The organism is Methylobacterium aquaticum (assembly GCF_016804325.1).
Classification (GTDB): Bacteria; Pseudomonadota; Alphaproteobacteria; order Rhizobiales; family Beijerinckiaceae; genus Methylobacterium; species Methylobacterium aquaticum_C.
The window spans coordinates 906,758-928,175 of sequence record NZ_CP043627.1 but is presented as its reverse complement, the minus strand read 5'-3'; the positions used below and the strand labels follow the sequence as shown (position 1 = coordinate 928,175).

Genomic DNA, 21,418 nt, shown 5'->3' with positions numbered 1-21,418 from the left:
GCATAAGCCCCGCCCCCGGTGGGTAACCCTTCCCAGTGTCTCCGAGGGCGCCGTCGGGCGGAGCACTCTCACGCTGGCAAGCAGGATCCCTGACGACGCGCTGGGCCGGAGTGTGGCGTCGGGGCTGCATCGCCGTGCGTGACGTCTATTCCATGGAGCATGCATGGCTTCCATGGAATGGGTGTCTGGGACGGCCGGTGGTTCGGCGCCGCCCGTCCCATGGAATGCTTTCAGCCAGCTAATAACGTGCTCCCGACCGTGCGCCCGACGTCGGGCGCACACGCCGGGTAATTGGGCCCGGCGGTGTGTCGGGTGAGGAATGCTCTGGCCAGCGCGGCCACGCATGCCGAGAATGGGCCGTCGATGGCTGCTCGCTCCAGGCATGCCGCATGGCCTCAGGGAAGCGCCGAGATGAGATGGCAAGGCTGGCGGCCCCGTCCGCCACGGGGGCCGGGGAAGGGCCTTTCGCGAGCGTCGAAGAGTACGTGCGAGGGATCCGCCATGGGTGCGGATGGGCCAAAAACCATCCCGGAGGTTTCCCGCATGTTTGGTTTCGCGCGTAGGGACGGGACTGCATCGGGCCCGATCGCGCCGAACCGGGATCGATGATAATCAACGGGTTAGGATCATTCGGTTTCTTACCAGGAAACAACCGGCAGGGAGCGGGCGCAGGGCGCGGGGCCGCGTCCTCCCGGCGGCTTCCCGACGGTTGCGGCCGGGCCCGGGGGCGCCGGTGGCCCGCCGCGGCCCCGCCCGGGCCGCCAGGACCGTTCCCTTCCATGGCGGCCCGGATCCCTTCCATGACATGCGCCCGCCCCGGTCGCCTGCCCGGGGCGGGCGCCCTCCCGCCACGCCTTCGCGGCGTGAGGCATTCCACGGCGCGGGCCATCGCCGGCCCCCCGCCGAGCCCGTCCATGGGGCCGGCGGCCACGCCACGACGTCCATGGAAGACCCGGGCGCATCCACGGGCCCGGGCGCCGCGCCCGTCGATCCATTCCACGGAACGCCCGGGCACGGCCGACCCTCCGTCACCCTCGCGGAGCGGGACGCGAGCCCACGCGTTCACCCCGGCGGCCAGACAGGGAGCGAACGTGCCCGACGTCATCATCAGCTTCGACATGAACACGAAAGGCAGCCGGAGCACGGAGGCGCGCCAGGCGTTCGAGGACGCCCTCGCGACCGCGGGCTGGAGCAAGGAGATCCTCGTGGGCGATCGGTGGGAGACCTTGCCGGACACGACCCTCGTGGCCACGAGGACCGCCATCCAGGCGAAGGGCGACGTCGCGGCCGCCGAAGCGGCGGCCAAGAGGGTCGAGCCCCTCTTCGCCGTGACAAAGTTCGTCATCAGCAAATACGACCGGATCGACAGCCGCAGCAACGACACGCGGCCGGGCCAGAGCTTTCAGGAACGCGTGGACGCCCTCATGAAAAACGTGGGCCTTCGCTGAGTGCCGCGGTCCGGGAGGCGTTGCTCGCCTCCCGGCGGCGAGGCCGACGGGGCATGCTGGCCGGGGCCCGGGCGGTCGGCATGCCGGCCCCGTGCCGGGTAGGCATCGCATCGACGCGGCGAGGCCGACGGCCCCACGATTTCGCGGCCGCCACCCCACGTCCCGTCGTCTATGCTTGCGTCATGCCTCGATTCGACGATCCCGCCTGGAGCGGCCCGACCCTGATCTGGAAGCGGCCAGGGACCTGGATGGCCCCGCTGACCGCCTGGCTGGGTCCGCGCCTGCGCCCCGGCGGCTACGAGGCGCTGGGGCCGGGTTCCGAAAGGGACCTGTGCTGGGACGACGGGGAATGGCTCGACATCCTGGACACGGCCCTCGCGGGCGACATGGAGGACGTGGTCGCCGATCTGGCCGACGCCCTGAGACGAGCGTCCCTGCGGACGTATCACGGGACCCGGACGGCGGATGCCGGCGTCTTCTTCCGAAAGGGGCTAAAGGTCCACGACCGCGGGGCGATGACGCGGCGAGTGCATGACCTCGTCGCGTCGCACGAGAGCCTCGCCGCCCTGCGCGGCGATCGCCTCTCGAAGGCCATCGCGGAGATCGACAACACGACCGACGACGGGCGACTGTACGTCGTCGCCGACGACGCCTTCTTCCTCGACCATGCCGCCCACTACCTCATCTACGGCAGCGAGTGGACCATGGCCGTCCTCGGGGACGTTGGCCGCAGGTTCCTCAGGGCGCACGGCACGCCAACGCTGCTGGAAATCGACCTGCCTTTGAGCATGGCGCACCCTGGCACCCTGCACGCCTTCGCACAGGCGCTGCTCCAGGAATGGACGCGGATGACCTGCAACCGACCGGACTGGAGCGCTCCGATCGACTTCACGTTCTGTCTACAGGTAGACATCCCGGCATTGTGCATCGTCGGGCACACGCATCCGACGGACCTCCGCGATCCGCATGCCCGCGGGGCGACCTATCGATCGAACGCGACGACCTGCGCGCTTTGCGCCATTTCCTCGGAACCGCTCGACCCCGGTTGGCGTCGAGCTTCGACCGTCCCGAACGACGAAGGGCCGCGCGATGCGGCCCTCCCCCTTCCGATCGGCCAAGCGGCCCCGGCGACTAAGCCACCCTGACCAGTCGCCACGGCGTGACCGTCCCGGACCGGGCATCCGCGGTCGGAGCCCTGGCGCTGGCGATGCGTCGACGCTCCGTGGCGGCCGGTCGTTCGTAGGCGTCGTCGTTCGCCGGGACGGCCATGACGATCGGCTCCGGCCGGGTGGGCACCAGGGCGAGGAGGGGCTTGGCCTTCCTGAGGCTCCTGAGGTCCGCGAGGGCCTCGGCGGCGACCTCCTGGCCCGCCAGGGTCCACTGCCCGTAGACCCGGACCATCGTCTCCTCGGACATGCCTGTGATTAGGCGTGGAATAAGGACCCCGTTTCCGGGGTGATCGGCGTCCAAACGGGACCCCCAGGATACTTCATCCAGACTGCCTCCCGCATTCGGAACGGGAGGCTCGCGGAGGATGTTGGTCGTGGAGACGGTCGCGAAGATCCGCCGCGCGTACTTCGTGCAGCATAAGCCGATCAAGCAGATCTGCCGGGAGCTGAAGCTCTCCCGCAAGGTCGTCAGGAAGGTGATCCGCTCGGAGGCAACTGCCTTCCGCTACACCCGCAGCGTCCAGCCTGCACCCAAGCTCGGGCCCTGGCGCGACGAGCTCGACCGGATGCTGGCGGCCAATACGGGGAAGCCGGCGCGGGAGCGGCTGACGCTGACCCGTATCTTCGAGGCGCTGCGGGGGCTCGGCTACGAGGGCGGCTATGATGCCGTCCGCCGCTACGCCAAGACGTGGAAGCGCCAGCAGGCCAGCGTGACGGCTCCCGCCTTCGTGCCACTCGCCTTCGCCCCGGGTGAGGCCTACCAGTTCGACTGGAGCCACGAGATCGTGCTGATCGCCGGCGTCACCACGACGGTCAAGGTCGCCCACGTCCGGCTCTGCCACTCGCGCATGCTGTTCGTGCGGGCCTATCCGCGCGAGAGCCAGGAGATGGTCTTCGACGCCCACGACCGGGCGTTCGCCTTCTTCCGCGGCACCTGCCAGCGGGGCATCTACGACAACATGAAGACCGCGGTCGAGACGATCTTCGTCGGGCGCGAGCGCGCCTACAACCGCCGCTTCCTGCAGATGTGCTCGCACTACCTCGTCGAGCCCGTGGCCTGCACGCCCGCGTCAGGCTGGGAGAAGGGGCAGGTCGAGAACCAGGTCGGGCTGGTGCGCGAGCGCCTGTTCACCCCGCGCGTCCGGGTGAGAAGCTACGACGAGCTCAACGCCCTGCTGCTCGACGGGGTCGTCGCCTACGCCAAGGCCCACCCGCATCCCGAGCAGCGCGAACTGACGATCTGGCAGGCCTTCGAAGCCGAACGGGGAGCCCTGGTCCCCTACGCCGGACGCTTCGACGGCTTCCACGCCGTCCCGGCGGCCGTGTCCTCGACCTGCCTGGTGCGCTTCGACAACAACAAGTACTCGGTCATGGCCTCGGCCATCGGTCGCCCGGTCGAGGTGCGCGCCTATGCCGAGCGCATCGAGATCCGCCAGGACGGACGCGTCGTCGCCGAGCACCCGCGGGCCTTCGGACGCGGCCAGACGGTGTTCGACCCCTGGCACTACGTCCCCGTGCTCGCCCGCAAGCCCGGCGCGCTGCGCAACGGCGCACCGTTCAAGGACTGGGTCCTGCCCGCCGCCCTCGAACGGATCCGCCGCAAGCTCGCCGGCAGCGCCGACGGCGACCGCCAGATGGTCGAGATCCTCACCGCCGTGCTCGGCGACGGCCTCTCCGCGGTCGAAGCGGCCAGCGCCGAGGCACTGCGCGAGGGCGTGCACTCGGCCGACGTGGTGCTCAACATCCTGGCCCGCCAGCGGGAGCCGCCCGCGCCCGTCTCGCTGCTGACGCCCGAGAGCCTGCGGCTGCGCCACGAGCCGGTCGCCGACTGTGCCCGCTACGACAGCCTGAGGAGAGCCCCATGATGGAACGTCAGCAGATCCTCGCCACCATGGGCGAGCTGAAGCTGTTCGGGATGAAGGCGGCCTACGACGAGATCATCAAGGTCGCCCTCAAGCGCAGCCACGAACCGCAGCAGATCGTCGGCGACCTGTTGCAGGCCGAGATCAGCGAGAAGCAGGCGCGCTCGATCCGCTACCAGATGACGATTGCCAAGCTGCCCCTGGCCAAGGACCTCGCCGAGTTCGCCTTTGCCGGGACGCCGATCAACGAAGGTCTGGTGCGCGACCTCTGCGGCGGCGAGTTCCTGGCCCACCAGCGCAACGTCGTGCTGGTGGGCGGCACCGGCACGGGCAAGACGCACCTGGCCATCGCGGTCGCCCGGTCGTGCATCCGGGACGGGGCGCGGGCCCGGTTCTACAACGTGGTCGACCTCGTCAACCGGCTCGAGGCCGAGGCGCGAGCCGGCCGGCAGGGCCGCATCGCCGACCACCTCGCCCGGCTCGACCTGGTGGTGCTGGACGAACTCGGCTACCTGCCGTTCGCGCAGTCGGGCGGTCAGCTGCTGTTCCACCTGATCAGCCGGCTCTACGAGACCACCTCGATCGTGGTGACGACCAACCTGGCGTTCGGGGAGTGGCCGAGCGTGTTTGCCGGCGACGCCAAGATGACGACGGCACTGCTCGATCGGCTGACCCACCACTGCGAGATCGTCGAGACCGGCAACGAGAGCTGGCGCTTCAAGAACCGGGCGTGAGGGCGGCCTGTGCGCGGCTCATCCTGGCCCCCTGCTCAGCCCGGCTGCGCCACCCCGACCCGCTTCGCCGGGCTGAGCAGGGGCGTCGCGCATGCTCAACAAGGGGGCCCGATTGGACGCCGATCAGGGGTCCCGTTCCGATGCCGTTTGACAGTTGATGCGATCCAAGTGACCGCCATCGACCAGAACTCGCCAGTAGTCGTAACCGATTTTGGACGGCGGGAGATCTTTGGGCATGGCATCCCACGGGATGCCGTACCGCTGCACGTAGCAAATGCCATTGATGATCTCCTGAAGGCTGTAGGTCCGTGGCCTGCCGATCCTTTGGGCGATGGGCAGGAAGGGCTCCAACTCGCGCCATTCGTCCGGCGTCAGATCGCTCGGATATCTCTGGTTACGGCGGTCATACCGCGCCCTGTTCTTTTTGGTCCAAACCACGGCCGAGCCATCAAGCAATTCACGACGCGCCGCCACTCCGCATAATCTTTAAATATACTGATGCCACCCTTTCCAAACGGACTCTTAGATCAATACTAGATATTTATCAGTAAAATCACCTTAAAAGGCCTGACCGTCAGGGCCCGATCCTGTTGTCCGACGCAACTCTCCAACCTTCACGGGCAGGCAGGACAATGGTCGAGCCGCGGGTTCGTATGCTGGTCGTCTTCTACTCGCGCACTGGGTCCGTCGAGGCCCTGGCGGTAGCCGCTGGAGAAGCAGCGCGCGAGGCCGGTGCCGAGGTGCGCCTACGGCGCACGCGCGAGGTCGCCTCAGCCGAGGACATGTCCAAGGTCGAGGGGTGGCGTGAGGAGGCTGACCGCCAGAACGCCCTCTACCCGGAGCCGACGCACGAGGATGCAGAATGGGCCGACGCGATCCTGTTCGGTACACCGTCCTACTTCGGGGCGCCGGCTACCGAGCTGAAGAACTTTCTCGACCGCCTCGGCCCACAATGGAAGCGTGGCACTCTGTCGGGAAAGGTCGGCGGCGCGTTCGCCGCTGCATCCTGGCCGCATGGTGGCTCGGAGGTAGTGACGCTGGCCCTCTACGCTCCGATGGCGCATCTCGGCATGGTGATCCTACCGACGGGCTACACCGACGAGGCCATGCTGGAGGCAGGCTCACCCTATGGGGCCTCGACGATCGTTGGCGGCCGGAAGGGGATGCCGCGGCAAGAAGACCTCGACGCTGCACGCCACCAGGGGCGGCACACCGTTGCGATCACTAGAGCTCTTGTCATCGCCGATGAGATGCCGAGCCGCACGAAGGCCAAGTCGCCATAGGCGCTGCTTCGAAAACTCCGCTGGGGTCAGGAAGTCGCACCAAATCCGGGCGAACCAGCTCGCCCCCGCGCGGTTGATGCGCGACTGCGTCATCATACAAACGAGACGAGGCCATGGCTTCAGACATCAACAGCATCTACGTGACCGCCCTTCGTAATACCCGCGCCCTCGTGAAGCAGGGCCTTGAGCAGATGGAGCGGCAGGTCTCGGGCCTGAAAACTATACAGATTATGCGCTTGTACTGAAAGATTATATAACAACGACCAAGGGTCAGCTTGATCGTCTCGACGCTGCTTTGAAAGCCATTGGCGAAAGCGGCTCCTCTCTCAAGGAGACGGTCGCTGGCATCGTCGGCACGGTCGGCGCCGCAGTTCATGCAGCGACAGGCGACGAAACTCCGAAGAACCTCTACTCCGGCTACGCCTACCAGTACGACCAGATCGCCGCCTACCGCTCCCTCATCGTGATCGCCGAGGCCGCTGGCCAGGGCGCACAGGCCTCCGGCTTCCGGACCTCGATCGAAGAGGAAAAGAAGGCGGCTGAAGCGATCGATCGCCTCATCGAACCGGTCACGAAGACCTACCTCACCCGCGAGACCAGCGGTCAGAAGGCCGACAGTTAAGGCACCGGCCTGACGGCCGCGCCACCAATCGCGCTCACCGCCGGGATCTCAGGGAGCCTGGTGGTTTAGCACGGCGAGCGCATCTCGAACTTTGTCGACCAGGTGCGCTTCCCGACCAGCCCCGCCCGCGCAGGCACCACCGCGCCGCGCCCGAACCGGCTGTTGCAGGCGTCCATGGCCGCCATCAGCGCCCCAGACTTCTCCGGTCGAGGGCGCCGGACAGCGGGCGAGGGGCCCCGTCGAGCGGCACCAGATCCTTCGTGACCAGCCCCGCCTTGCTGTAGCGCCAGGGTTTCGGGCCCTGCTCCTTCCAGGTCTTCGCGACCCCGTGGAGGGCTGCCTGGATCAGGTGGCGGCTGTCGTTCGTTGCCTCCGGCAGGTGGACCACCGTCGAGACCGCGCGCATCGGGTCGCCACGGTCGTGCTCGCTGGTGTGGTAGAAGACCGTGACGGCCGAGACGGCGAGGCTGTCGCGCCGCAGCTTCTCGCCGAGGCGCGTCGCGTGCGCCGCTACCGCCTGCTCCAGGACCATCCGCTCGATGATCCGGGACGAGAACGAGCGGGTGACCGCGCAACCCTTGCGCCGGGCCGGCACGATCTCGAGTGGCAGGCAGGTGCGGCCGCGCAGCCCGTGGATGATGCGCTCGCCCACCACCGTCAGCGAGGCGCGGGCCGGCCGGGGATCGAGGTCGCACAGGTCCGCCACCGTGTCGACGCCTATGGCGGTGAGCCGCGCCAGCGAGGCGAGCCCGATGCCAGACCTCGCCCACCGAGATCCCGACCATCCACGCGGCGCGCTCCGCCTCGTCGGACAGGTCGCACACGCCCCCAAGCTCGGGGATGGTCTTGGCGATGTCGTTGGCGAGCTTGGCGAGGATCTTCGTCGGGCCGATCCCGACGCAGGTCGGCAGGCCGGCCCACTGCCGGACGGTGGAGCACAGGTCCCGGGCGAGCGCCACCCGTTCGCGTTCGCGCACGTCGGACAGGTCCAAGAAGCTCTCGTCGATCGGGTAGATCTCCACGTCCGGCGCGAACTGGCGATAGAGCCAGGGGGCGACCAGCGTGCAACTGGCATTTCCCTGTCGTGACCAATCTCGGCGTCTGCTACCGCGCCACGTCTTCGGGCAAGACGTGTCGTGGCAGGAGGGGTTGGGCACAGACGCAGAAATGCACCCCGAGCCGGAGCCCGGGGCGCGTAGACGGCTGTTAACAGGGAGGGCGGATCAGCGCCGCGGCGGCGTCCCTCGCATCGACTCCCGGATCTGCCGCAGTCGGTCGACCGACATGGAGATCTGCTGCTCAAGCCAGGTCAGCCAGCCGTTGCACTCAATTTGCCATGAATATTTCCTCAGAAGATGAGCGTTAATGCGCCGTCCGTAGCAATAGTGGCATCTCTATCACGATTTCACAACACCACCCCGCTGACTACGAGATAATTTTCACTTCAGCTTTTGCTAGAATGCTGAGAAAGTCATTTACGTGCATGTTTATTGAGATTGCCTCGGAAGGTTGCGAAGCAAGATATATTTTACAGCCATGTCCGTTGCCATCGACTGATAAGTGTGAAATACTATTAATATTGATAAATACTGTTTGCTTATCAGATGTTAGTAGGCGTAGCATTTTCATCAAAATCTCCAAGATCCATGCGGAGGCCAGGCAGCGTGCACACGCCGAGAGACGGCGTAGACGCGGCTTGCCTTAGCATACACCGGATCATCTGAGGAGTGCGAATGCTCCGACGCTCGGTAAGAGTGTGTTGGCATCGAACAAAACGCCCCATTCGGCGGGTACCGGCGGGACTTGCTAGGTCTTCGGTCTGGGCGGTCCGCCAGCTAACGGGGCGGCAGCTGGCGGGTTCCGATCAGGGCATCTCGGCTCCGTAGCCCACCCCATTCTCGAGCCAGGGCTGGACAGCGGCCGCGAGCCAGTCGAGATCGGGACTGACGATCGTAAGGTAGAGCACGATGCCGACCGCGACCACCCAGGCCAGGGCCAGGGTCCACCGGCCCGCCGGCGTCACCCCGCGCCCGAACAGGTTAGGCCCCTGCACCAACGCGCCGATTCCGACGATGATGCCGATCCGGCAGCCGTCGTAGAGCACGTTGTTCACGAGGTAGGAGGGCTGGCCGGACAGCCGCCAGAATACCGACCAAAGTGCGTTGACCGCGACCAAGAACATGATGAGCCACACCGTCAACACGGCGCGCTGGTCGCGCTCCGGCCAGTGCGGCGCCAGCAGCACGCGCATCGCCACCCGCTGTCCATCACCCTCAAGGCCACCTGGGCGCTCGCCAAGGTCGACCGAGCCGCCAAGGCGCACTGATCCGCCCGGAAGGCACCCCGGGTCACCACTCCCCACAACCCGAAGCCTGCACCCTAGGAGCCTCGCTCATGGTCTCGGTGACACTCGCCCTCCTCACGGTTCTGCTCGCTCGCCGCGCCCTGGTGCCTGACGTCGTGGCCCTCCTCGCCAGCCCCGCGAAGTCGTCACCCGCTCCCCTCCACAGCATGGCGGCGGCACCCATCCTCGACCTGCCGGCGCCCGCGGCCGTCGCTGACCCGATCCTATCCGCCATCCGGGCGCACCGGCGCGCCTTGGCTCTTTTCCAGATCGCGCCCGATGACGCGGCGGCTGCGGCTGATGAAGCCGAGCACGAGGCTTCGATGCGGCTCCTCGGCACCGCCTGCGCCTCCCGGGCTGGCGCGCACGCCCTGATTGCGCACCTTCGCTGGTATGTGGCGGAGGAAGGCACGAACGTGCTGACCAGCGGCATCGGCGGTTGTGAGCGAGGCGACCTCGTTCGTGCTCGTCTCGCCGAGCTCGTGCTGTTCGTCCCGGAGGCCTCGCCGCCGGCCGTCATCGCCCTGCCTTCGGCGAAGGAGCTGAGCCCGCTGCTGGCGGCGACCGAGTTTCGAAGTTCACCTACGTCGAGTTCCACGAGAGTGCCGGCAAGATGGAAGGGTCGGCGTTCCTCCGGAACGTTGTGTCAATATTTCCTTATAAGATCCACACCGTCCTGACCGACAATGGCATGGCCTTCGCTGATCTGCCGAAAAACAGGACAGGGCCGAGCCGACGTTTTCTAGGTCCGCATATCTTCGATCGCGTCTGTATCGAGCATGGGATCGAACATCGCCTGACCAAACCGTACCATCCTTGGACCAATGGTCAGGCTGAACGCATGAACCGGACGATCAAGGATGCGACCGTCAAGGTCTTCCACTGCGATGACCTGCAGAGCTTGAAGGCGCACGTGCTGGCCTTCGTCACAGCTTACAACTTCGCCAAGCACCTCAAGGCGCTGCGCTGGAAAACCCCGTTCCAAACCATCTGTCAGGCCTGAACCAAAGATCCGGACCGGTTCAAGATCGATCCGCACCACCTCATTCCGGGACCATACAGCCATGCAGGCCGGCGAGGTCGTGGTCGAGGAGCCGGCGGAGCGCTTCGGCGTCTCCGCCTCGACGATCCGGCGCGACCTGCAGCACCCGGCGAGCGCGAAGACGATCCAGCGCACCTGCTTCGGAATCGTCGGCGGTGATGGATCCCGGGTTCCAAGTCGGTCGGCCAACTAACCAGGCTCTCACGCCGGCAGCGCCACCCCGAGCTAAAAATACCTACGCAGATCAGGATCTAACATACCAAGTGATTGCGCAATCAAACTTTCCCATGTTTCCCATTTTTGCTATTTGCAACAGTATTCGCGCACCAATAGACAGATAACCATTCGTCAATCATCGTCACCCGGCGAGCGGGACGTCCGAACCCGCCGACAACAGAGAACGGCATCATGAAGAAGCTCGACGCCAAGTCCCTCGACGCCAAGTCCCTCGGCGCCATTGCCGGCGGCTGCTGCCTGCCGGCCTGCCCGCCCCCGTGCCCGCCGCCGACCCCCTGTCCGCCCCCGGCGCCGACCTGCTGCAGCACCAAGTCCCGCGTGTGCTGAGGCTCGCATCGGCCAGGTCGCGCCTCCGCTGAGGCGCGGATCCGAGCGAAGCCGGGATCCCCTGTCCTCGAACGGGACAGGGGCTCTCCGGTCCGCCGACGCGCCGCATCAGGCCGCCAGCTCGTCCTTCACGAAGCGCCCGTCGATCATGATCGCCCGCATGTGACGGCCCTGGCCGGTGAGCAGCGACAGGTCGGCGAGGGGATCGCCGTCGACCACGATCAGGTCGGCGAAGGCGCCGGGCGCCACCACGCCGGCCTTGCCCTCCAGGCGCACGACCTTGGCGGCGTTGATCGTGGCCGAGCGGATCACCTCGATCGCCGGCAGGCAGCGGCCGCGGATCACGAATTCCTCCGACTGGTGGCGGTGCATCTCGCCCAGGAGATCGGTGCCGTAGGCCATCATCACGCCGGCCTCGCGCAGGGTCTCGAGGGCCTTGAGCCCGGCCTCGCGCACGTCCTCGATCTTGGCGACCGAGGCCGGCGGGAGCCCCAGGCTCGCCCCTTCCTTGGCGAGCGCGTCGAAGGTGACGTTGGTCGGCACCACGTAGGCGCCCTTCTCGCGGATCAGCCGCGCGGTCTCCGGCGTCACCAGGTTGCCGTGCTCGACCGAGATCACCCCGCACTCGACCGCCCGGCGGATCGCCGCGTCGGTGTAGAGATGGGCGGCGACGTAGGTCTGGGCGTTGTTCGCCTCCTCGACGATCGCCCGCAGCTCGTCCACCGAGTAGCCAAGGAAGGCGATCGGGTCGGTCGGCGAGGACACGCCGCCATTGGCCATGATCTTGATGAAGTCCGCCCCGGCCTTGATCTCCTCGCGCGCCACCCGGCGCACGGCGTCGACCCCGTCGCAGACCCGGCCGAGCGCGCCGAGCTTGGTGCCGTAATGGCTCACGTCGCGGGCGTGGTAGCGGCCGCGATAATCGGTGTGGCCGCCGGTCTGCGACAGGGCCTTGCCGCAGATCACCAGGCGCGGGCCGTCGATCAGGCCTTCCTTCACGGCCATCACCAGCCCATGATCGGCGCCGCCGAGGTCGCGCACGGTGGTGAAGCCGCGCATCAGCATCCCGCGCATGATCCTGGCCGTGCGCAACGCCACCAGCGAATCCGGCAATTCGGCATTGGCGCCGAGATCGGGGATCGTCGCGATGACGTGGACGTGGCAATCGATCAGGCCCGGCATCAGCGTGCGCCCGGCGAGATCGATCACGCGGGCCGCGGCGGCCTTGAGCGGCTTGTCCGACACCTCCCGGATGGTGCCGCCCTCGACCAGCACGTCGTGGCCGTCGAGCGCGGTGTCGTGGGTGCCGTCGAGGACCCGGGCGTTGCGGAACAGGACGAGGTCGGCGCTCATGCGGGCGGTCCTTATCGTGATGTGGGCGGCCCGGGGGCGAGCGCGCGGGAATCGTGCGGCACACTGGACAGCGAGAAAAAAACAGGCAAGCTTGTTTTTTTATCAGGCACCCGTGAGGATCGGTGACGCAGACCGGACGGCCGCCCCAGGCCCGCAGCCTCGCGACCCGCGAGCGGGTGGTACGCGCGACGATCGACGAGATGTTTGCGGTCGGCTACCACGCCGCGACCACGCAGGCGATCGCCGAGCGGGCGCAGGTCTCGCGCGGGGCGCTGCTGCACCATTTCCCGACCCGGGCCGACCTGATGCGGGCGGCGCTCGAGACCCTGCTCGACGACGGCACCGCCGAGATCCGGTCGATGTCGCAGGACGTGCGCTCGGGCGCGCTGCCGCTCGCCGAGTTCGTCGAGTTCCTGTGGCCGCTCTTCTCCGGCCGGTTCTTCCAGCTCTCGCTGGAACTGATCAACGAGGCGCGCACCGATGCGGACCTGCGCCGCTGCCTGATCCCGGTGGTGCAGCGCTTCCACGCCGCCCTCGACGCGATCTGGGTCGAGTTCTGCGATGCCGAGTCCCGGCCGCCGCGGGAGGCCCGGATCATCCTCAACCTCACCGTCAACCTGATGCGCGGCATGGGCGTGCAGACCGTGCTGCGGCCCGATCCCGACTATTTTCGCGACCTGATCGAGGCCTGGAAGGCGGTGCTGCCGCTGCTCATCGCAGGGCCTGCCGGCGATGCGGCCTTCGCAGGGCCGCGCTTTCGCGGCGCGTCGGCATCATGAGCGTGGCACCCGTCTTGCCAACAGGTCCGTTGCCGACGGGACCGGCGTCCATCTTGCCAAAAGGGCGGACACCTGTCCTACAAATCAGTCAGCTGCCGTCACTCTCCGAAATCCGAGCAACCACCGCGACCCGATGAGCGCCGCCACCCTCTCCCCCGCCGGGCCCGGCCTCTCGGCCCGGCTCGGCCGCCTCGCCGTCCTGGCGGCGGTCGTCCTCGCCTATGCCATAGTGTTCGCGCCGATCGTGATGGTGGTCGTCACCTCGTTCTTCGACCAGGAGATCGTCACCTTCCCGCCCGAGGGCCTGACCTGGCGCTGGTACCTCAACGCCTGGGCGCAGCGCGATTTCGCCCGCGGCTTTCTCACCTCGCTCCAGATCGCGCTCGCCGCCACCGCGATCGGCGTGCCGCTGGGCACCGCCGCGGCGCTCGCCCTGGTGCGGGCGAACATCCCGGGGCGGGGCCTCATCAGCACCTTCCTGCTGGCGCCGCTGGCGGTGCCGGCGATCGTCGCGGGCTCGGCCCTCTACATGTTCTATCTGCGGGCCGAGAACTGGCTCGACATGGACATCAAGGCGACGCTCGGCGGCCTGGTGGCGGCGAACGTCCTCATCACCATTCCCTGGACGGTGCGCCTCGTCACCGCGAGCCTCGCCGGCCTCGACCGCGCGGCGGAAGAGGCCGCGGCCAATCTCGGTGCCAGGCCCTTCACGGTGTTTCGCCGCATCACCCTGCCGATGCTGCGGCCCGGCATCGTCGCGGCGGCCCTGTTCTCCTTCGTGGCGAGCTTCGAGAACCTCGAACTCAACCTCCTCCTCGTCGGCCCGGGCCGCACCACCCTGCCCGTCGCCATGCTGAGCTACCTGGAATTCCGAATGGACCCGACCCTGGCCGCCGTCGCGACCGCGCAGATCCTGATGGTGACGATCCTGATGCTGGTCACCGACCGGTTCGTGAAGCTGTCGCGGATCGTCTGATGGGCACCCTCCTCCTCGACGGCGTCACCAAGAGCTACGGCGACGCCAAGGCCGTCGCTGGCGTCGACCTCGACATCCGCCAGGGCGAGCTGGTGGCGTTGCTCGGCCCCTCCGGCTGCGGCAAGACCACGACGCTCCGGATGGTCGCGGGCTTCATCGAGCCGACCGCCGGTCGCGTCGTGATCGGCGGGCGCGACGTGACGCGGCTGCCGCCGCATGCCCGCGACACCGGCATGGTGTTCCAGTCCTACGCGCTGTTTCCCCATATGAGCGTCGCCGACAATGTCGGCTTCGGGCTCGAGATGCGGAAGGTGGGCCGGGCGGAGCGCGACCGGCGCATCGCCGAGGCCCTGCGGCTGGTGCGGCTCGACGCCCTGGCCGACCGGCTGCCGCGCCAGCTCTCCGGCGGCCAGCAGCAGCGGGTGGCGCTCGCCCGCGCGCTGGTGGTGAGCCCGGCGGTGTTCCTGCTCGACGAGCCCCTGTCGAACCTCGACGCCAAGCTCCGGTCCGAGGTCGGCCTGGAGATCCGCGAATTGCAGCGGCGGCTCGGGCTGACCACCCTGATGGTCACCCACGACCAGGACGAGGCGCTCGCCATGGCAGACCGGCTGGTGGTGATGGAGCATGGCCGCGTGCTCCAGGTCGGCAGCGCGGAGGATCTCTACGAGCGCCCGGCCAACACCTTCGTCGCCGGCTTCGTCGGCCGCTGCAACCTGCTCGACGGCGTACGCGAGGGCGCCGACGTGTTCCGGCTGACGAGCGGCGCCGCCGTCCCCTGCGCCCCCGACGCGACCGCCCGCACCGGCCTCCTGGCGATCCGCCCCGAGCGGATCGAGGTCGCGCCCGACGCGGGCGGCACCGGGCGGCTCAGGGCCGTGACCTATCTCGGCGCCCGCACCGAGTACCACCTGGACCTCGCCGGCGAGGCGATCGTCGCGGTGAGCCCGACGCCGCTCCCCGACGATCCCCGCCGCCGCCTCGCCGCCGGCGATCCGGTCCGCATCTCCTGGGCCGCGGATGCGGCCCGCGTGATTCCCAGCGCCGACGCGTCCCGCGTCATGCCTTCAGAGAGCCCCGCCCGATGATCACCCGTCGCAACATCCTGCTCGGCAGCGCCGCCCTCGGCCTTGCCGGCACGCTCCCCGCCCGGGCCGAGGCCGGCCCGATCGTCGTCGGCACCTGGGGCGGCGATTACGGCGCGCTGCTCCAGCAGAACATCGACGTGCCGCTGATGAAGCCGCTCGGCATCGAGGTGTCGCAGGACATCGCCAACCAGGATGCCCGCCGCACCAAGCTGATCGCCGAGCGCACCAGCCGCCGCGCCAGCATGGACGTGGCCTGCATCAACGACATCGACAGCTACATGCTGAGCCAGCTCGGCGTGCTGGAGACCGTGCCGGCCGCCGAGGTGCCGCGCCTATCGCAGGTGGTCGACGTCTTCCGGAAGCCGCACTCGATCCCGCACATCTACTCGGCGCTGGTCGTGCTCTACAACCCGAGCAAGGTCACGACCCCGCCGACCCGCTACAGCGACATCTTCGATCCGAAATATAAGGGCCGGGTCGGCTTCTCGGACATCCTGTGGAACTTCAACATGGCCGGCGCCAATATCGGGGCCGGCGGAACGCCGACCGACTTCACCAAGGGCAAGGCCGCCCTGATGGACCTGAAGAAGCTCGACCCCAAGGTCTACCCGTCGAACGAGGCCCTGGCCGCGGCGCTCAAGTCCGAGGAAGTGTGGATCTCGATGATGTGGCTCGCCCGCGGCTTTATGTGGAAGCAGGCCGGCATCCCGGTCGAGATGGCGATCCCCGAGGAAGGCGCGCTGCCGATCCTGTTCGAGGCCGGCGTGCCGAAGAACTCGCGCGCCAAGGAGAGCGCCTTCAAGTACCTGAACGCCATGCTCGACCCGCAGGCGCAGGTCGCCTTCGCCCGGAAGATGGGCTACGTGCCTACCGTCAAGGACGCCAAGCTCCCGGAAGATCTGGCCAGGCAGATCAGCCTGACGGAGGCCCAGCAGGCCAAGCTCCGCCCGATCGACTACGCGACGATGCAGGCGCAGCAGGCGGCGTTCAACGATTTCTGGAACAAGGAGTTCAAGGGGTAGGCTGTCGGAGCGGCCGCACGGCCTCACCGACACTCCGCTTCATCCTCTCCACACCCTCATCCTGAGGTGTAGCCGATTGAAAATCGGCTGACCTCGAAGGAGGGCTCCAGTGATCGCGAGGTCCCTGGAGCCCTCCTTCGAGGCTCGTTTCACTCGCACCTCAGGATGAGGTCGCGGGTGGGATGGGTGTCCCCCAGCCGACTGGCTCAGATCGAGACTTCCGCCCGTGTTCGCCCTCATCCTGCCGGCCGTTCTCGTCGTCGCCGCACTTCTCGTCGGCCCGATGGTACTGCTCGCGCGCATCTCGCTCAACGAATACAGCCCGACGCAGCTGATGATCGAGGCGACGACGGCGCAGAACTACCTCGACGCCGTCGCCGACCCGTATTACCGCGGCGTGATGGGCACGACGCTCGTCATGGCCTTCACCTGCACGGCGCTGACCCTGGCGCTGGGCTTCCCCGCCGCCTACCGGCTCGCCCGGATGGAGAGCCGCTGGAAGAGCCTCGCCACCGTGCTCACCCTGATCCCGCTTTTGGTCGGCAACGTCGTGCGGGCGGCGGGCTGGCTCGGGCTTCTGGGCAATGACGGGCTGATCAACGCCTCCTTGCGCGGCCTCGGCGTGATCGCCGCGCCGCTGCAACTGATCTACACGCCCGGCGCCGTCGCCATCGGCACGATCGCCGTGGTGCTGCCCTACATGATCCTGACCCTGTCCTCGGTGATCGAGAGCATCCCGCGGGCGGTCGAGGAGGCGGCGGCCAATCTGGGTGCCAGCGCCTTCACGGTGTTCCGCCGGGTGGTGTGGCCGCTGGCGCTGCCCGGCACGGTGGCGGGCTGCGTCCTGGTCTTCATTCTCTGCATGAACACCTACGCGACCGCGGTGCTGCTCGGCGGGTCACAGTTCAAGATGATGGCGCCTGCCGTCTACGACCAGTTCTCGAAGAGCACGAACTGGCCGTTCGGGGCGGCCCTGGCCTTCATCCTGCTCGCCGCGACCCTGGTGCTGACGGCGCTCGGCACCGCGCTTCTCGGCCGCCGCTACGCGCGCTAGAGCTAACAAGAAGTCCGGAGGACACCATGAGCGACGCCCCCATTCTCGCCGGCAACGAACTCGCCGCCGAGCGGGCCAGGGCCGGCCAGCCGCCCCTGGTGCCCTCGACCTCCCGCGACCGCGGGATCGGGCCGCACAAGCGCCTGGTGCTGCGGGCCGCCACGGTCATCGACGGCACCGGCGCGCCGCCGATCGGCCCGACCGACATCGTGGTCGAGAACGGCCGCATCGTTCAGCTGAAGAAGGTCACCGGCAACCTCGCGAACACCGCCAACCGGCCCGCACCCGGCGACCACGAGATCGATTGCCGCGGCAAGTGGGTGACCCCCGGCTTCGTCGATTGCCACGCCCATGCCGGCGTCGCCTACCACGCCGCCAACGGCTGGGTGCCGCCGGTCGAGTACGTCTACAAGCTCTGGCTCGCCCACGGCGTGACGACGGTGCGCGAGATGGGCTCGTTCAACGGCCTCGACTGGATGCTCGACCAGAAGAAGCGCGCAGCGGCCAACGAGATCGCGGCGCCGCGGCTCTTGGCCTACAGCTACTTCCCGGCCGTCAACGACATGCTGAAGCTGATCCACACCCCCGAGGAGGGGCGGGCGTGGCTGCGCAAGCTGAAGGAACGCGGCGCCGACGGGGTGAAGTTCTTCGGCGCGCCGCCCGCCATCATGGAGGCGGCGCTGGACGAATGCGCGAAGCTCGGGCTCAAATCCGGCTGCCACCACGCCCAGATGGCAGTGACGCGGATGAACGCGCTCACCACCGCCGGCTGGGGCCTGACCAGCGCCGAGCATTATTACGGCCTGCCCGAGGCCCTGTTCGAGGATCGGGTGGTGCAGAACTTCCCGCTCGATTACGATTACAACGACGAGTACTTCCGCTTCTCGGTCTCCGGCCAGATGTTCCGCCAGGGCGCCGAGCCGGGCTCGAAGAAATGGAACGAGACCCTGGAGCGGTTCCTGGAACTCGGCTTCACCTTCGTGCCGACCTTCACGATCTACGACGCCAACCGCGACCTGATGCGGGCGCGCCAGGCCGACTGGCACAAGGAGTATACCTGGAAGTCGATGTGGGACTACTTCACGCCGCAGCGCGGCGGCCACGGCTCGTACTGGTATCGCTGGTCGACCCAGAACGAGATCGAGTGGAAGGAGAACTACCGGCTCTGGATGGCCTTCATCAACGAGTACAAGAACCGCGGCGGCCGGGTCTGCGCCGGCTCGGATTCGGGCTTCATCTACCAGATCTTCGGCTTCGGCTATATCCGCGAACTGGAATTGTTGCAGGAGGCCGGCTTCCACCCGCTGGAGGTGGTGCGCGCCGCGACCTCGCAGGGTGCCGCCCTGTGCGGGCTCGAGGACGAGATCGGCACCGTCGAGGTCGGCAAGCGTGCCGACCTGCTGGTTCACGACCACAACCCGCTCACCGACTTCAAGCTGCTCTACGGCACCGGGGCCTTGCGCCTCGACGAGGCGACGAACGGCGCCACCTGGCACCGGGGCCTCAAATACACGATCAAGGACGGGGTGATCTACGATACCGCCGAACTGCTCGCCGACGTGCGCGACCTGGTGAAGGCGACCTGGGACGAGGCGGTGCCGGCCAAATACGCCAAGACGGATCAGGCGGCGCCGTGACCGACATCCTCGATGTCGTGGTGCTGACCGGCTTTCTCGGTTCCGGCAAGACGACCCTGCTGCGCGACTACCTCACCCGTCCCGAGGCCGCCGACACCGCGATCATCGTCAACGAGGCCGGCGAGATCGGCCTCGACGGGCTGATCCTGCGCGAGACCGCAGGCGAGGTGCCGATGACCATGCTGGCGAATGGCTGCGTCTGCTGCCAGATGACCAGCGACCTCGCCCGCACCGTCGAGGCTCTGCTCGCCGCCGAGCGGCCCGGGGCGTCGGGGCCCCTCCGGAGAATCGTGCTGGAGACGAGCGGGCTGTCGAAGCCCGGCCCGGTCCTGCGCCAGTTGGCGAGCCTCGCCGGGTTCCCGATGCGGGTCTCGGTCGTCGCCACCTACGATGCGCTCCGCGGCCCCGGGACGACCGCCTTCGAGGAGGCCGCGGCGCAATGGGCCGCCGCCCACCGCATCGTCGTGACCAAGCTCGACGCCGCGCCGCCGGATCGCCTCGGCGAGGTCCGGGCGGAGATCGGCGGGCTCAACCCGCTCGCGGACACGATCGCCGATCCCGACCGCTCGGCCACGGTCGCGGCGGCCTTCGCGCCGCTTCCCGGCGCCGGCCTCGATCCGGCGCTGCTGGCCCCGGATGCCGGCGGCGCCCATCCCCGCATCGCAATCTGGCTCGCCCGGCCCGTCCGCCCCCTCCCCTACGACGACCTCGCGGCCTGGCTCGACAACCTCGCCGGCCATCTCGGCGAGCGGCTCTTACGCCTCAAGGGGCTGGTGGGGGTCGTCGAAGCGGACCGTCCGCTGCTGGTCGAGAGCGTCGGCACGCTGTTCTCGCGCCCGCGCCCCTTCGGCCGGCCCGGAGAGGACGCGGCGCCGTTCGTGGTGGTGATCGCCCGCGACCTGGGCGTGGGCGAACTGGACGAGGTCGCGCCCAAAGGCCTGTTCCGGCTCGCGCCGCGTGTGCCGGACAGCCCCTTCGCGCGAGCGGGCGCCGGCATGCCGCGGGCGGAGGTCGTCCCAGGCTGACGGCCTCTCGTCACGTCGACCCGTGGAAGCAGGGCGCCTTCGCGTCGATGGGGGCCGGCGGTCGCGGGCTCCCTCCCGCCCGGTCACGGATAGCGGACCGGTGGCGGATCCTCGGGCAGCGGGATGAACTCGGCGTCGTTCGGCACGGTGTCGAACCGGCCCTGGCGCCAATCCTCCTTGGCCTGGGCGATCCGCTCCGGGCGCGAGGAGACGAAGTTCCACCAGAGGTGCCGCGGCCCGTCCATCGGCTCGCCGCCCAGCACCATGAAGCGGGAGGCCTCCTTCGCCCGCACGCTGATCCGGTCGCCGGGGCGGAAGACCAGGAGCTGGCCCGGGCCGAAGCCGTCGCCGGCGATCTCGATCGCGCCCGACACCGTGTAGATCGCGCGTTCGTCGTAATCGGCATCGAGCGGCAGGACGGCGCCGGCCTCGAGCGCCACGTCGGCATAGACCATCGGGGTCGAGGTCCGCACGGCGGAGCGCGCGCCGTAGGCCTCGCCGGCGATCAGCCGGACGGTCTTGCCCTCGCCTGAGACGATCGGCAGCGAGGCGGCGTCGTAATGCTCGAAGGCCGGGGCGGTCTCCTCGTCCCGCGCCGACAGGGCGACCCAGCTCTGGAGGCCGAACAGCCGCGAGCCCGTCTGCCGCAGGGCGCCGCCGGTGCGCTCCGAATGGGTGATGCCGCGCCCGGCCGTCATCCAGTTCAATTCGCCCGGACGGATCGGCAGTTCGGTGCCGAGGCTGTCGCGGTGCATGATCTCGCCCTCGAACAGGTAGGTCACGGTGGACAGCCCGATATGCGGATGCGGCCGCACGTCCATGCCCTGCCCGAGCAGGAATTCCGACGGTCCCATCTGGTCGAAGAAGATGAACGGGCCGACCATCCGGCACTGTGTCGAGGGCAGCGCCCGCCGCACCGCGAAGGAGCCGAGGTCGCGGGAGCGCGGCACGATCAGGGTCTGAATCGCGTCGCAGCTGAAATGATCGCCGGGGACCGGATCGTCGGCACTGTGCCAGCTCATCGCGCTTACTCCTTCTCGATTCGGCCCGGCATCCCGCTTCGGAGAGGCGCCGGATCGGAGAGAGATTGAGGCCTAACACGCGACTTGAAAATGGAAACGATCGAAACGCATCGTTTCGGCACTCGCAGCAATCGAGAGCCGGGACCGATTGCCGAAGCACCAGGCCTCACCGGTCGGCGGCTGTCCGGAAAAGAAGGAAGGCACGAATTTTGTCTTTCCCCTGAATATCCATAATTTTTCCGATAATATTTATTGTCAAACCCGAAGCGATCAAATCCCATGTGGATGTCATATTAATATCTCAAATCATTCACATCATTCCGGGCTCCGCTGTCGCGGCCCGGAATGACGAGGAGGATGTCGCCGCTGTCGAGCCAATCAAGAAGGCTCTCGGAGT

General features: G+C 68.0%; 20 protein-coding genes and 4 pseudogenes. 18 read left to right on the top strand and 6 right to left on the bottom strand.

The window, feature by feature from the left end:
- Positions 1–1,091: 1,091 nt before the first annotated feature.
- Both F1D61_RS04080 and F1D61_RS04075 read left to right on the top strand, forming a co-directional pair.
- Positions 1,092–1,448, top strand: coding sequence for a hypothetical protein (locus F1D61_RS04080; RefSeq protein ID WP_203156624.1), 357 nt, complete (start codon positions 1,092–1,094; stop codon positions 1,446–1,448).
- Positions 1,449–1,696: 248 nt separating this feature from the next.
- Positions 1,697–2,593, top strand: coding sequence for a hypothetical protein (locus tag F1D61_RS04075; RefSeq protein WP_203156623.1), 897 nt, complete (start codon positions 1,697–1,699; stop codon positions 2,591–2,593).
- Here the strand turns inward: F1D61_RS04075 and F1D61_RS04070 are convergent.
- Positions 2,580–2,864: a hypothetical protein gene (locus F1D61_RS04070; protein WP_203156622.1), complete on the bottom strand. Its 285-nt coding sequence runs from the start codon at positions 2,862–2,864 to the stop codon at positions 2,580–2,582. The genes F1D61_RS04075 and F1D61_RS04070 overlap by 14 nt on opposite strands.
- 118 nt (positions 2,865–2,982) lie before the next feature.
- Between F1D61_RS04070 and istA the strand changes: the two are divergent.
- A pseudogene (gene istA / locus F1D61_RS04065) lies at positions 2,983–4,476 on the top strand (IS21 family transposase); the annotation flags it as partial.
- 5 nt (positions 4,477–4,481) lie between these two features.
- A complete protein-coding gene (istB, locus tag F1D61_RS04060; RefSeq protein WP_058619611.1) occupies positions 4,482–5,213 on the top strand; it encodes an IS21-like element helper ATPase IstB in 732 nt (243 codons plus the stop codon).
- A 153-nt stretch (positions 5,214–5,366) separates the two neighbouring features.
- On the opposite strand, the pseudogene F1D61_RS04055 reads toward istB, so the two are convergent.
- Positions 5,367–5,687, bottom strand: a pseudogene (locus F1D61_RS04055) (transposase); the annotation flags it as partial.
- A gap of 179 nt (positions 5,688–5,866) precedes the next feature.
- Between F1D61_RS04055 and wrbA the strand changes: the two are divergent.
- The 3 genes from wrbA (at position 5,867) to F1D61_RS33850 (ending at position 7,118) form a co-directional block, all read left to right on the top strand.
- Positions 5,867–6,496 (top strand): NAD(P)H:quinone oxidoreductase, encoded by a 630-nt coding sequence (wrbA, locus tag F1D61_RS04050; protein WP_246775700.1) that lies wholly within the window; start codon positions 5,867–5,869, stop codon positions 6,494–6,496.
- Positions 6,497–6,609: 113 nt separating this feature from the next.
- Positions 6,610–6,741: a hypothetical protein gene (locus tag F1D61_RS34775; protein WP_281437036.1), complete on the top strand. Its 132-nt coding sequence runs from the start codon at positions 6,610–6,612 to the stop codon at positions 6,739–6,741.
- A gap of 50 nt (positions 6,742–6,791) precedes the next feature.
- The gene (locus tag F1D61_RS33850) at positions 6,792–7,118 is read left to right on the top strand and encodes a DUF892 family protein (protein ID WP_246775699.1); all 327 of its coding nucleotides are present in this window, start codon (positions 6,792–6,794) and stop codon (positions 7,116–7,118) included.
- A gap of 65 nt (positions 7,119–7,183) precedes the next feature.
- On the opposite strand, the pseudogene F1D61_RS04040 reads toward F1D61_RS33850, so the two are convergent.
- Positions 7,184–8,164, bottom strand: a pseudogene (locus tag F1D61_RS04040) (DUF4113 domain-containing protein); the annotation flags it as partial.
- Positions 8,165–8,982: 818 nt separating this feature from the next.
- Positions 8,983–9,369: a hypothetical protein gene (locus F1D61_RS04035; protein ID WP_203156620.1), complete on the bottom strand. Its 387-nt coding sequence runs from the start codon at positions 9,367–9,369 to the stop codon at positions 8,983–8,985.
- Between the two features lie 143 nt (positions 9,370–9,512).
- Between F1D61_RS04035 and F1D61_RS04030 the strand changes: the two genes are divergently transcribed.
- The 4 genes and pseudogenes from F1D61_RS04030 (at position 9,513) to F1D61_RS04015 (ending at position 11,068) form a co-directional block, all read left to right on the top strand.
- Entirely contained in the window at positions 9,513–10,142 is a 630-nt protein-coding gene (locus F1D61_RS04030; protein WP_203156619.1) for a hypothetical protein, read from the top strand.
- Positions 10,025–10,525: pseudogene (locus tag F1D61_RS04025) on the top strand (integrase core domain-containing protein); the annotation flags it as partial. The gene F1D61_RS04030 and the pseudogene F1D61_RS04025, both read left to right, overlap by 118 nt.
- A 1-nt stretch (position 10,526) precedes the next feature.
- Positions 10,527–10,697, top strand: coding sequence for a DeoR family transcriptional regulator (locus tag F1D61_RS04020; RefSeq protein ID WP_203156618.1), 171 nt, complete (start codon positions 10,527–10,529; stop codon positions 10,695–10,697).
- A gap of 215 nt (positions 10,698–10,912) precedes the next feature.
- On the top strand, positions 10,913–11,068 hold the full coding sequence (locus F1D61_RS04015; RefSeq protein WP_203156617.1) for a hypothetical protein: 156 nt from the start codon (positions 10,913–10,915) through the stop codon (positions 11,066–11,068).
- Positions 11,069–11,176: 108 nt separating this feature from the next.
- Here F1D61_RS04015 and F1D61_RS04010 read toward each other — a convergent pair whose 3' ends face one another.
- The gene (locus tag F1D61_RS04010) at positions 11,177–12,421 is read right to left on the bottom strand and encodes a metal-dependent hydrolase family protein (protein ID WP_203156616.1); all 1,245 of its coding nucleotides are present in this window, start codon (positions 12,419–12,421) and stop codon (positions 11,177–11,179) included.
- Between the two features lie 122 nt (positions 12,422–12,543).
- Between F1D61_RS04010 and F1D61_RS04005 the strand changes: the two genes are divergently transcribed.
- The 7 genes from F1D61_RS04005 to F1D61_RS03975 all read left to right on the top strand — a co-directional run bounded on the left by F1D61_RS04005 (position 12,544) and on the right by F1D61_RS03975 (position 19,999).
- A complete protein-coding gene (locus tag F1D61_RS04005) occupies positions 12,544–13,200 on the top strand; it encodes a TetR/AcrR family transcriptional regulator (RefSeq protein WP_203156615.1) in 657 nt (218 codons plus the stop codon).
- A gap of 133 nt (positions 13,201–13,333) precedes the next feature.
- Complete coding sequence (locus F1D61_RS04000) at positions 13,334–14,176, top strand: ABC transporter permease (protein ID WP_203156614.1); 843 nt, start codon at positions 13,334–13,336, stop codon at positions 14,174–14,176.
- The gene (locus F1D61_RS03995) at positions 14,176–15,261 is read left to right on the top strand and encodes an ABC transporter ATP-binding protein (RefSeq protein ID WP_203156613.1); all 1,086 of its coding nucleotides are present in this window, start codon (positions 14,176–14,178) and stop codon (positions 15,259–15,261) included. Before F1D61_RS04000 ends, F1D61_RS03995 begins: the two co-directional genes overlap by 1 nt.
- Positions 15,258–16,283, top strand: coding sequence for an extracellular solute-binding protein (locus F1D61_RS03990; RefSeq protein WP_203156612.1), 1,026 nt, complete (start codon positions 15,258–15,260; stop codon positions 16,281–16,283). The genes F1D61_RS03995 and F1D61_RS03990 overlap by 4 nt, the downstream gene beginning before the upstream one ends.
- Before the next feature lie 226 nt (positions 16,284–16,509).
- Positions 16,510–17,337, top strand: a complete 828-nt coding sequence (locus F1D61_RS03985; RefSeq protein ID WP_203156611.1) for an ABC transporter permease — start codon at positions 16,510–16,512, stop codon at positions 17,335–17,337.
- A 26-nt stretch (positions 17,338–17,363) separates the two neighbouring features.
- Positions 17,364–18,974, top strand: a complete 1,611-nt coding sequence (locus F1D61_RS03980; protein ID WP_203156610.1) for an amidohydrolase family protein — start codon at positions 17,364–17,366, stop codon at positions 18,972–18,974.
- Positions 18,971–19,999 carry a CobW family GTP-binding protein gene (locus F1D61_RS03975; protein WP_203156609.1) on the top strand — a complete coding sequence of 343 codons (1,029 nt, stop codon included), beginning with the start codon at positions 18,971–18,973 and terminating at the stop codon, positions 19,997–19,999. Before F1D61_RS03980 ends, F1D61_RS03975 begins: the two co-directional genes overlap by 4 nt.
- Positions 20,000–20,082: 83 nt before the next feature.
- Here the strand turns inward: F1D61_RS03975 and F1D61_RS03970 are convergent, their stop codons facing one another.
- On the bottom strand, positions 20,083–21,021 hold the full coding sequence (locus F1D61_RS03970) for a pirin family protein (RefSeq protein WP_203156608.1): 939 nt from the start codon (positions 21,019–21,021) through the stop codon (positions 20,083–20,085).
- Positions 21,022–21,418: the final 397 nt, after the last annotated feature.

What these genes read in the sequence shown, in the direction of transcription:
- wrbA (WP_246775700.1), top strand. Translation starts at nt 5,867, where the DNA reads ATGCTGGTCGTCTTCTACTCGCGCACTGGGTCCGTCGAGGCCCTGGCG.
- F1D61_RS34775 (WP_281437036.1), top strand. Translation starts at nt 6,610, where the DNA reads ATGGCTTCAGACATCAACAGCATCTACGTGACCGCCCTTCGTAATACC.
- F1D61_RS03970 (WP_203156608.1), bottom strand. Translation starts at nt 21,021, where the DNA reads ATGAGCTGGCACAGTGCCGACGATCCGGTCCCCGGCGATCATTTCAGC.
- F1D61_RS04010 (WP_203156616.1), bottom strand. Translation starts at nt 12,421, where the DNA reads ATGAGCGCCGACCTCGTCCTGTTCCGCAACGCCCGGGTCCTCGACGGC.
- F1D61_RS04075 (WP_203156623.1), top strand. Translation starts at nt 1,697, where the DNA reads ATGGCCCCGCTGACCGCCTGGCTGGGTCCGCGCCTGCGCCCCGGCGGC.
- F1D61_RS04000 (WP_203156614.1), top strand. Translation starts at nt 13,334, where the DNA reads ATGAGCGCCGCCACCCTCTCCCCCGCCGGGCCCGGCCTCTCGGCCCGG.
- F1D61_RS04030 (WP_203156619.1), top strand. Translation starts at nt 9,513, where the DNA reads ATGGTCTCGGTGACACTCGCCCTCCTCACGGTTCTGCTCGCTCGCCGC.
- F1D61_RS03980 (WP_203156610.1), top strand. Translation starts at nt 17,364, where the DNA reads ATGAGCGACGCCCCCATTCTCGCCGGCAACGAACTCGCCGCCGAGCGG.
- F1D61_RS04035 (WP_203156620.1), bottom strand. Translation starts at nt 9,369, where the DNA reads ATGCGCGTGCTGCTGGCGCCGCACTGGCCGGAGCGCGACCAGCGCGCC.
- F1D61_RS04070 (WP_203156622.1), bottom strand. Translation starts at nt 2,864, where the DNA reads ATGTCCGAGGAGACGATGGTCCGGGTCTACGGGCAGTGGACCCTGGCG.
- istB (WP_058619611.1), top strand. Translation starts at nt 4,482, where the DNA reads ATGGAACGTCAGCAGATCCTCGCCACCATGGGCGAGCTGAAGCTGTTC.
- F1D61_RS03990 (WP_203156612.1), top strand. Translation starts at nt 15,258, where the DNA reads ATGATCACCCGTCGCAACATCCTGCTCGGCAGCGCCGCCCTCGGCCTT.
- F1D61_RS03995 (WP_203156613.1), top strand. Translation starts at nt 14,176, where the DNA reads ATGGGCACCCTCCTCCTCGACGGCGTCACCAAGAGCTACGGCGACGCC.
- F1D61_RS04020 (WP_203156618.1), top strand. Translation starts at nt 10,527, where the DNA reads ATGCAGGCCGGCGAGGTCGTGGTCGAGGAGCCGGCGGAGCGCTTCGGC.
- F1D61_RS04015 (WP_203156617.1), top strand. Translation starts at nt 10,913, where the DNA reads ATGAAGAAGCTCGACGCCAAGTCCCTCGACGCCAAGTCCCTCGGCGCC.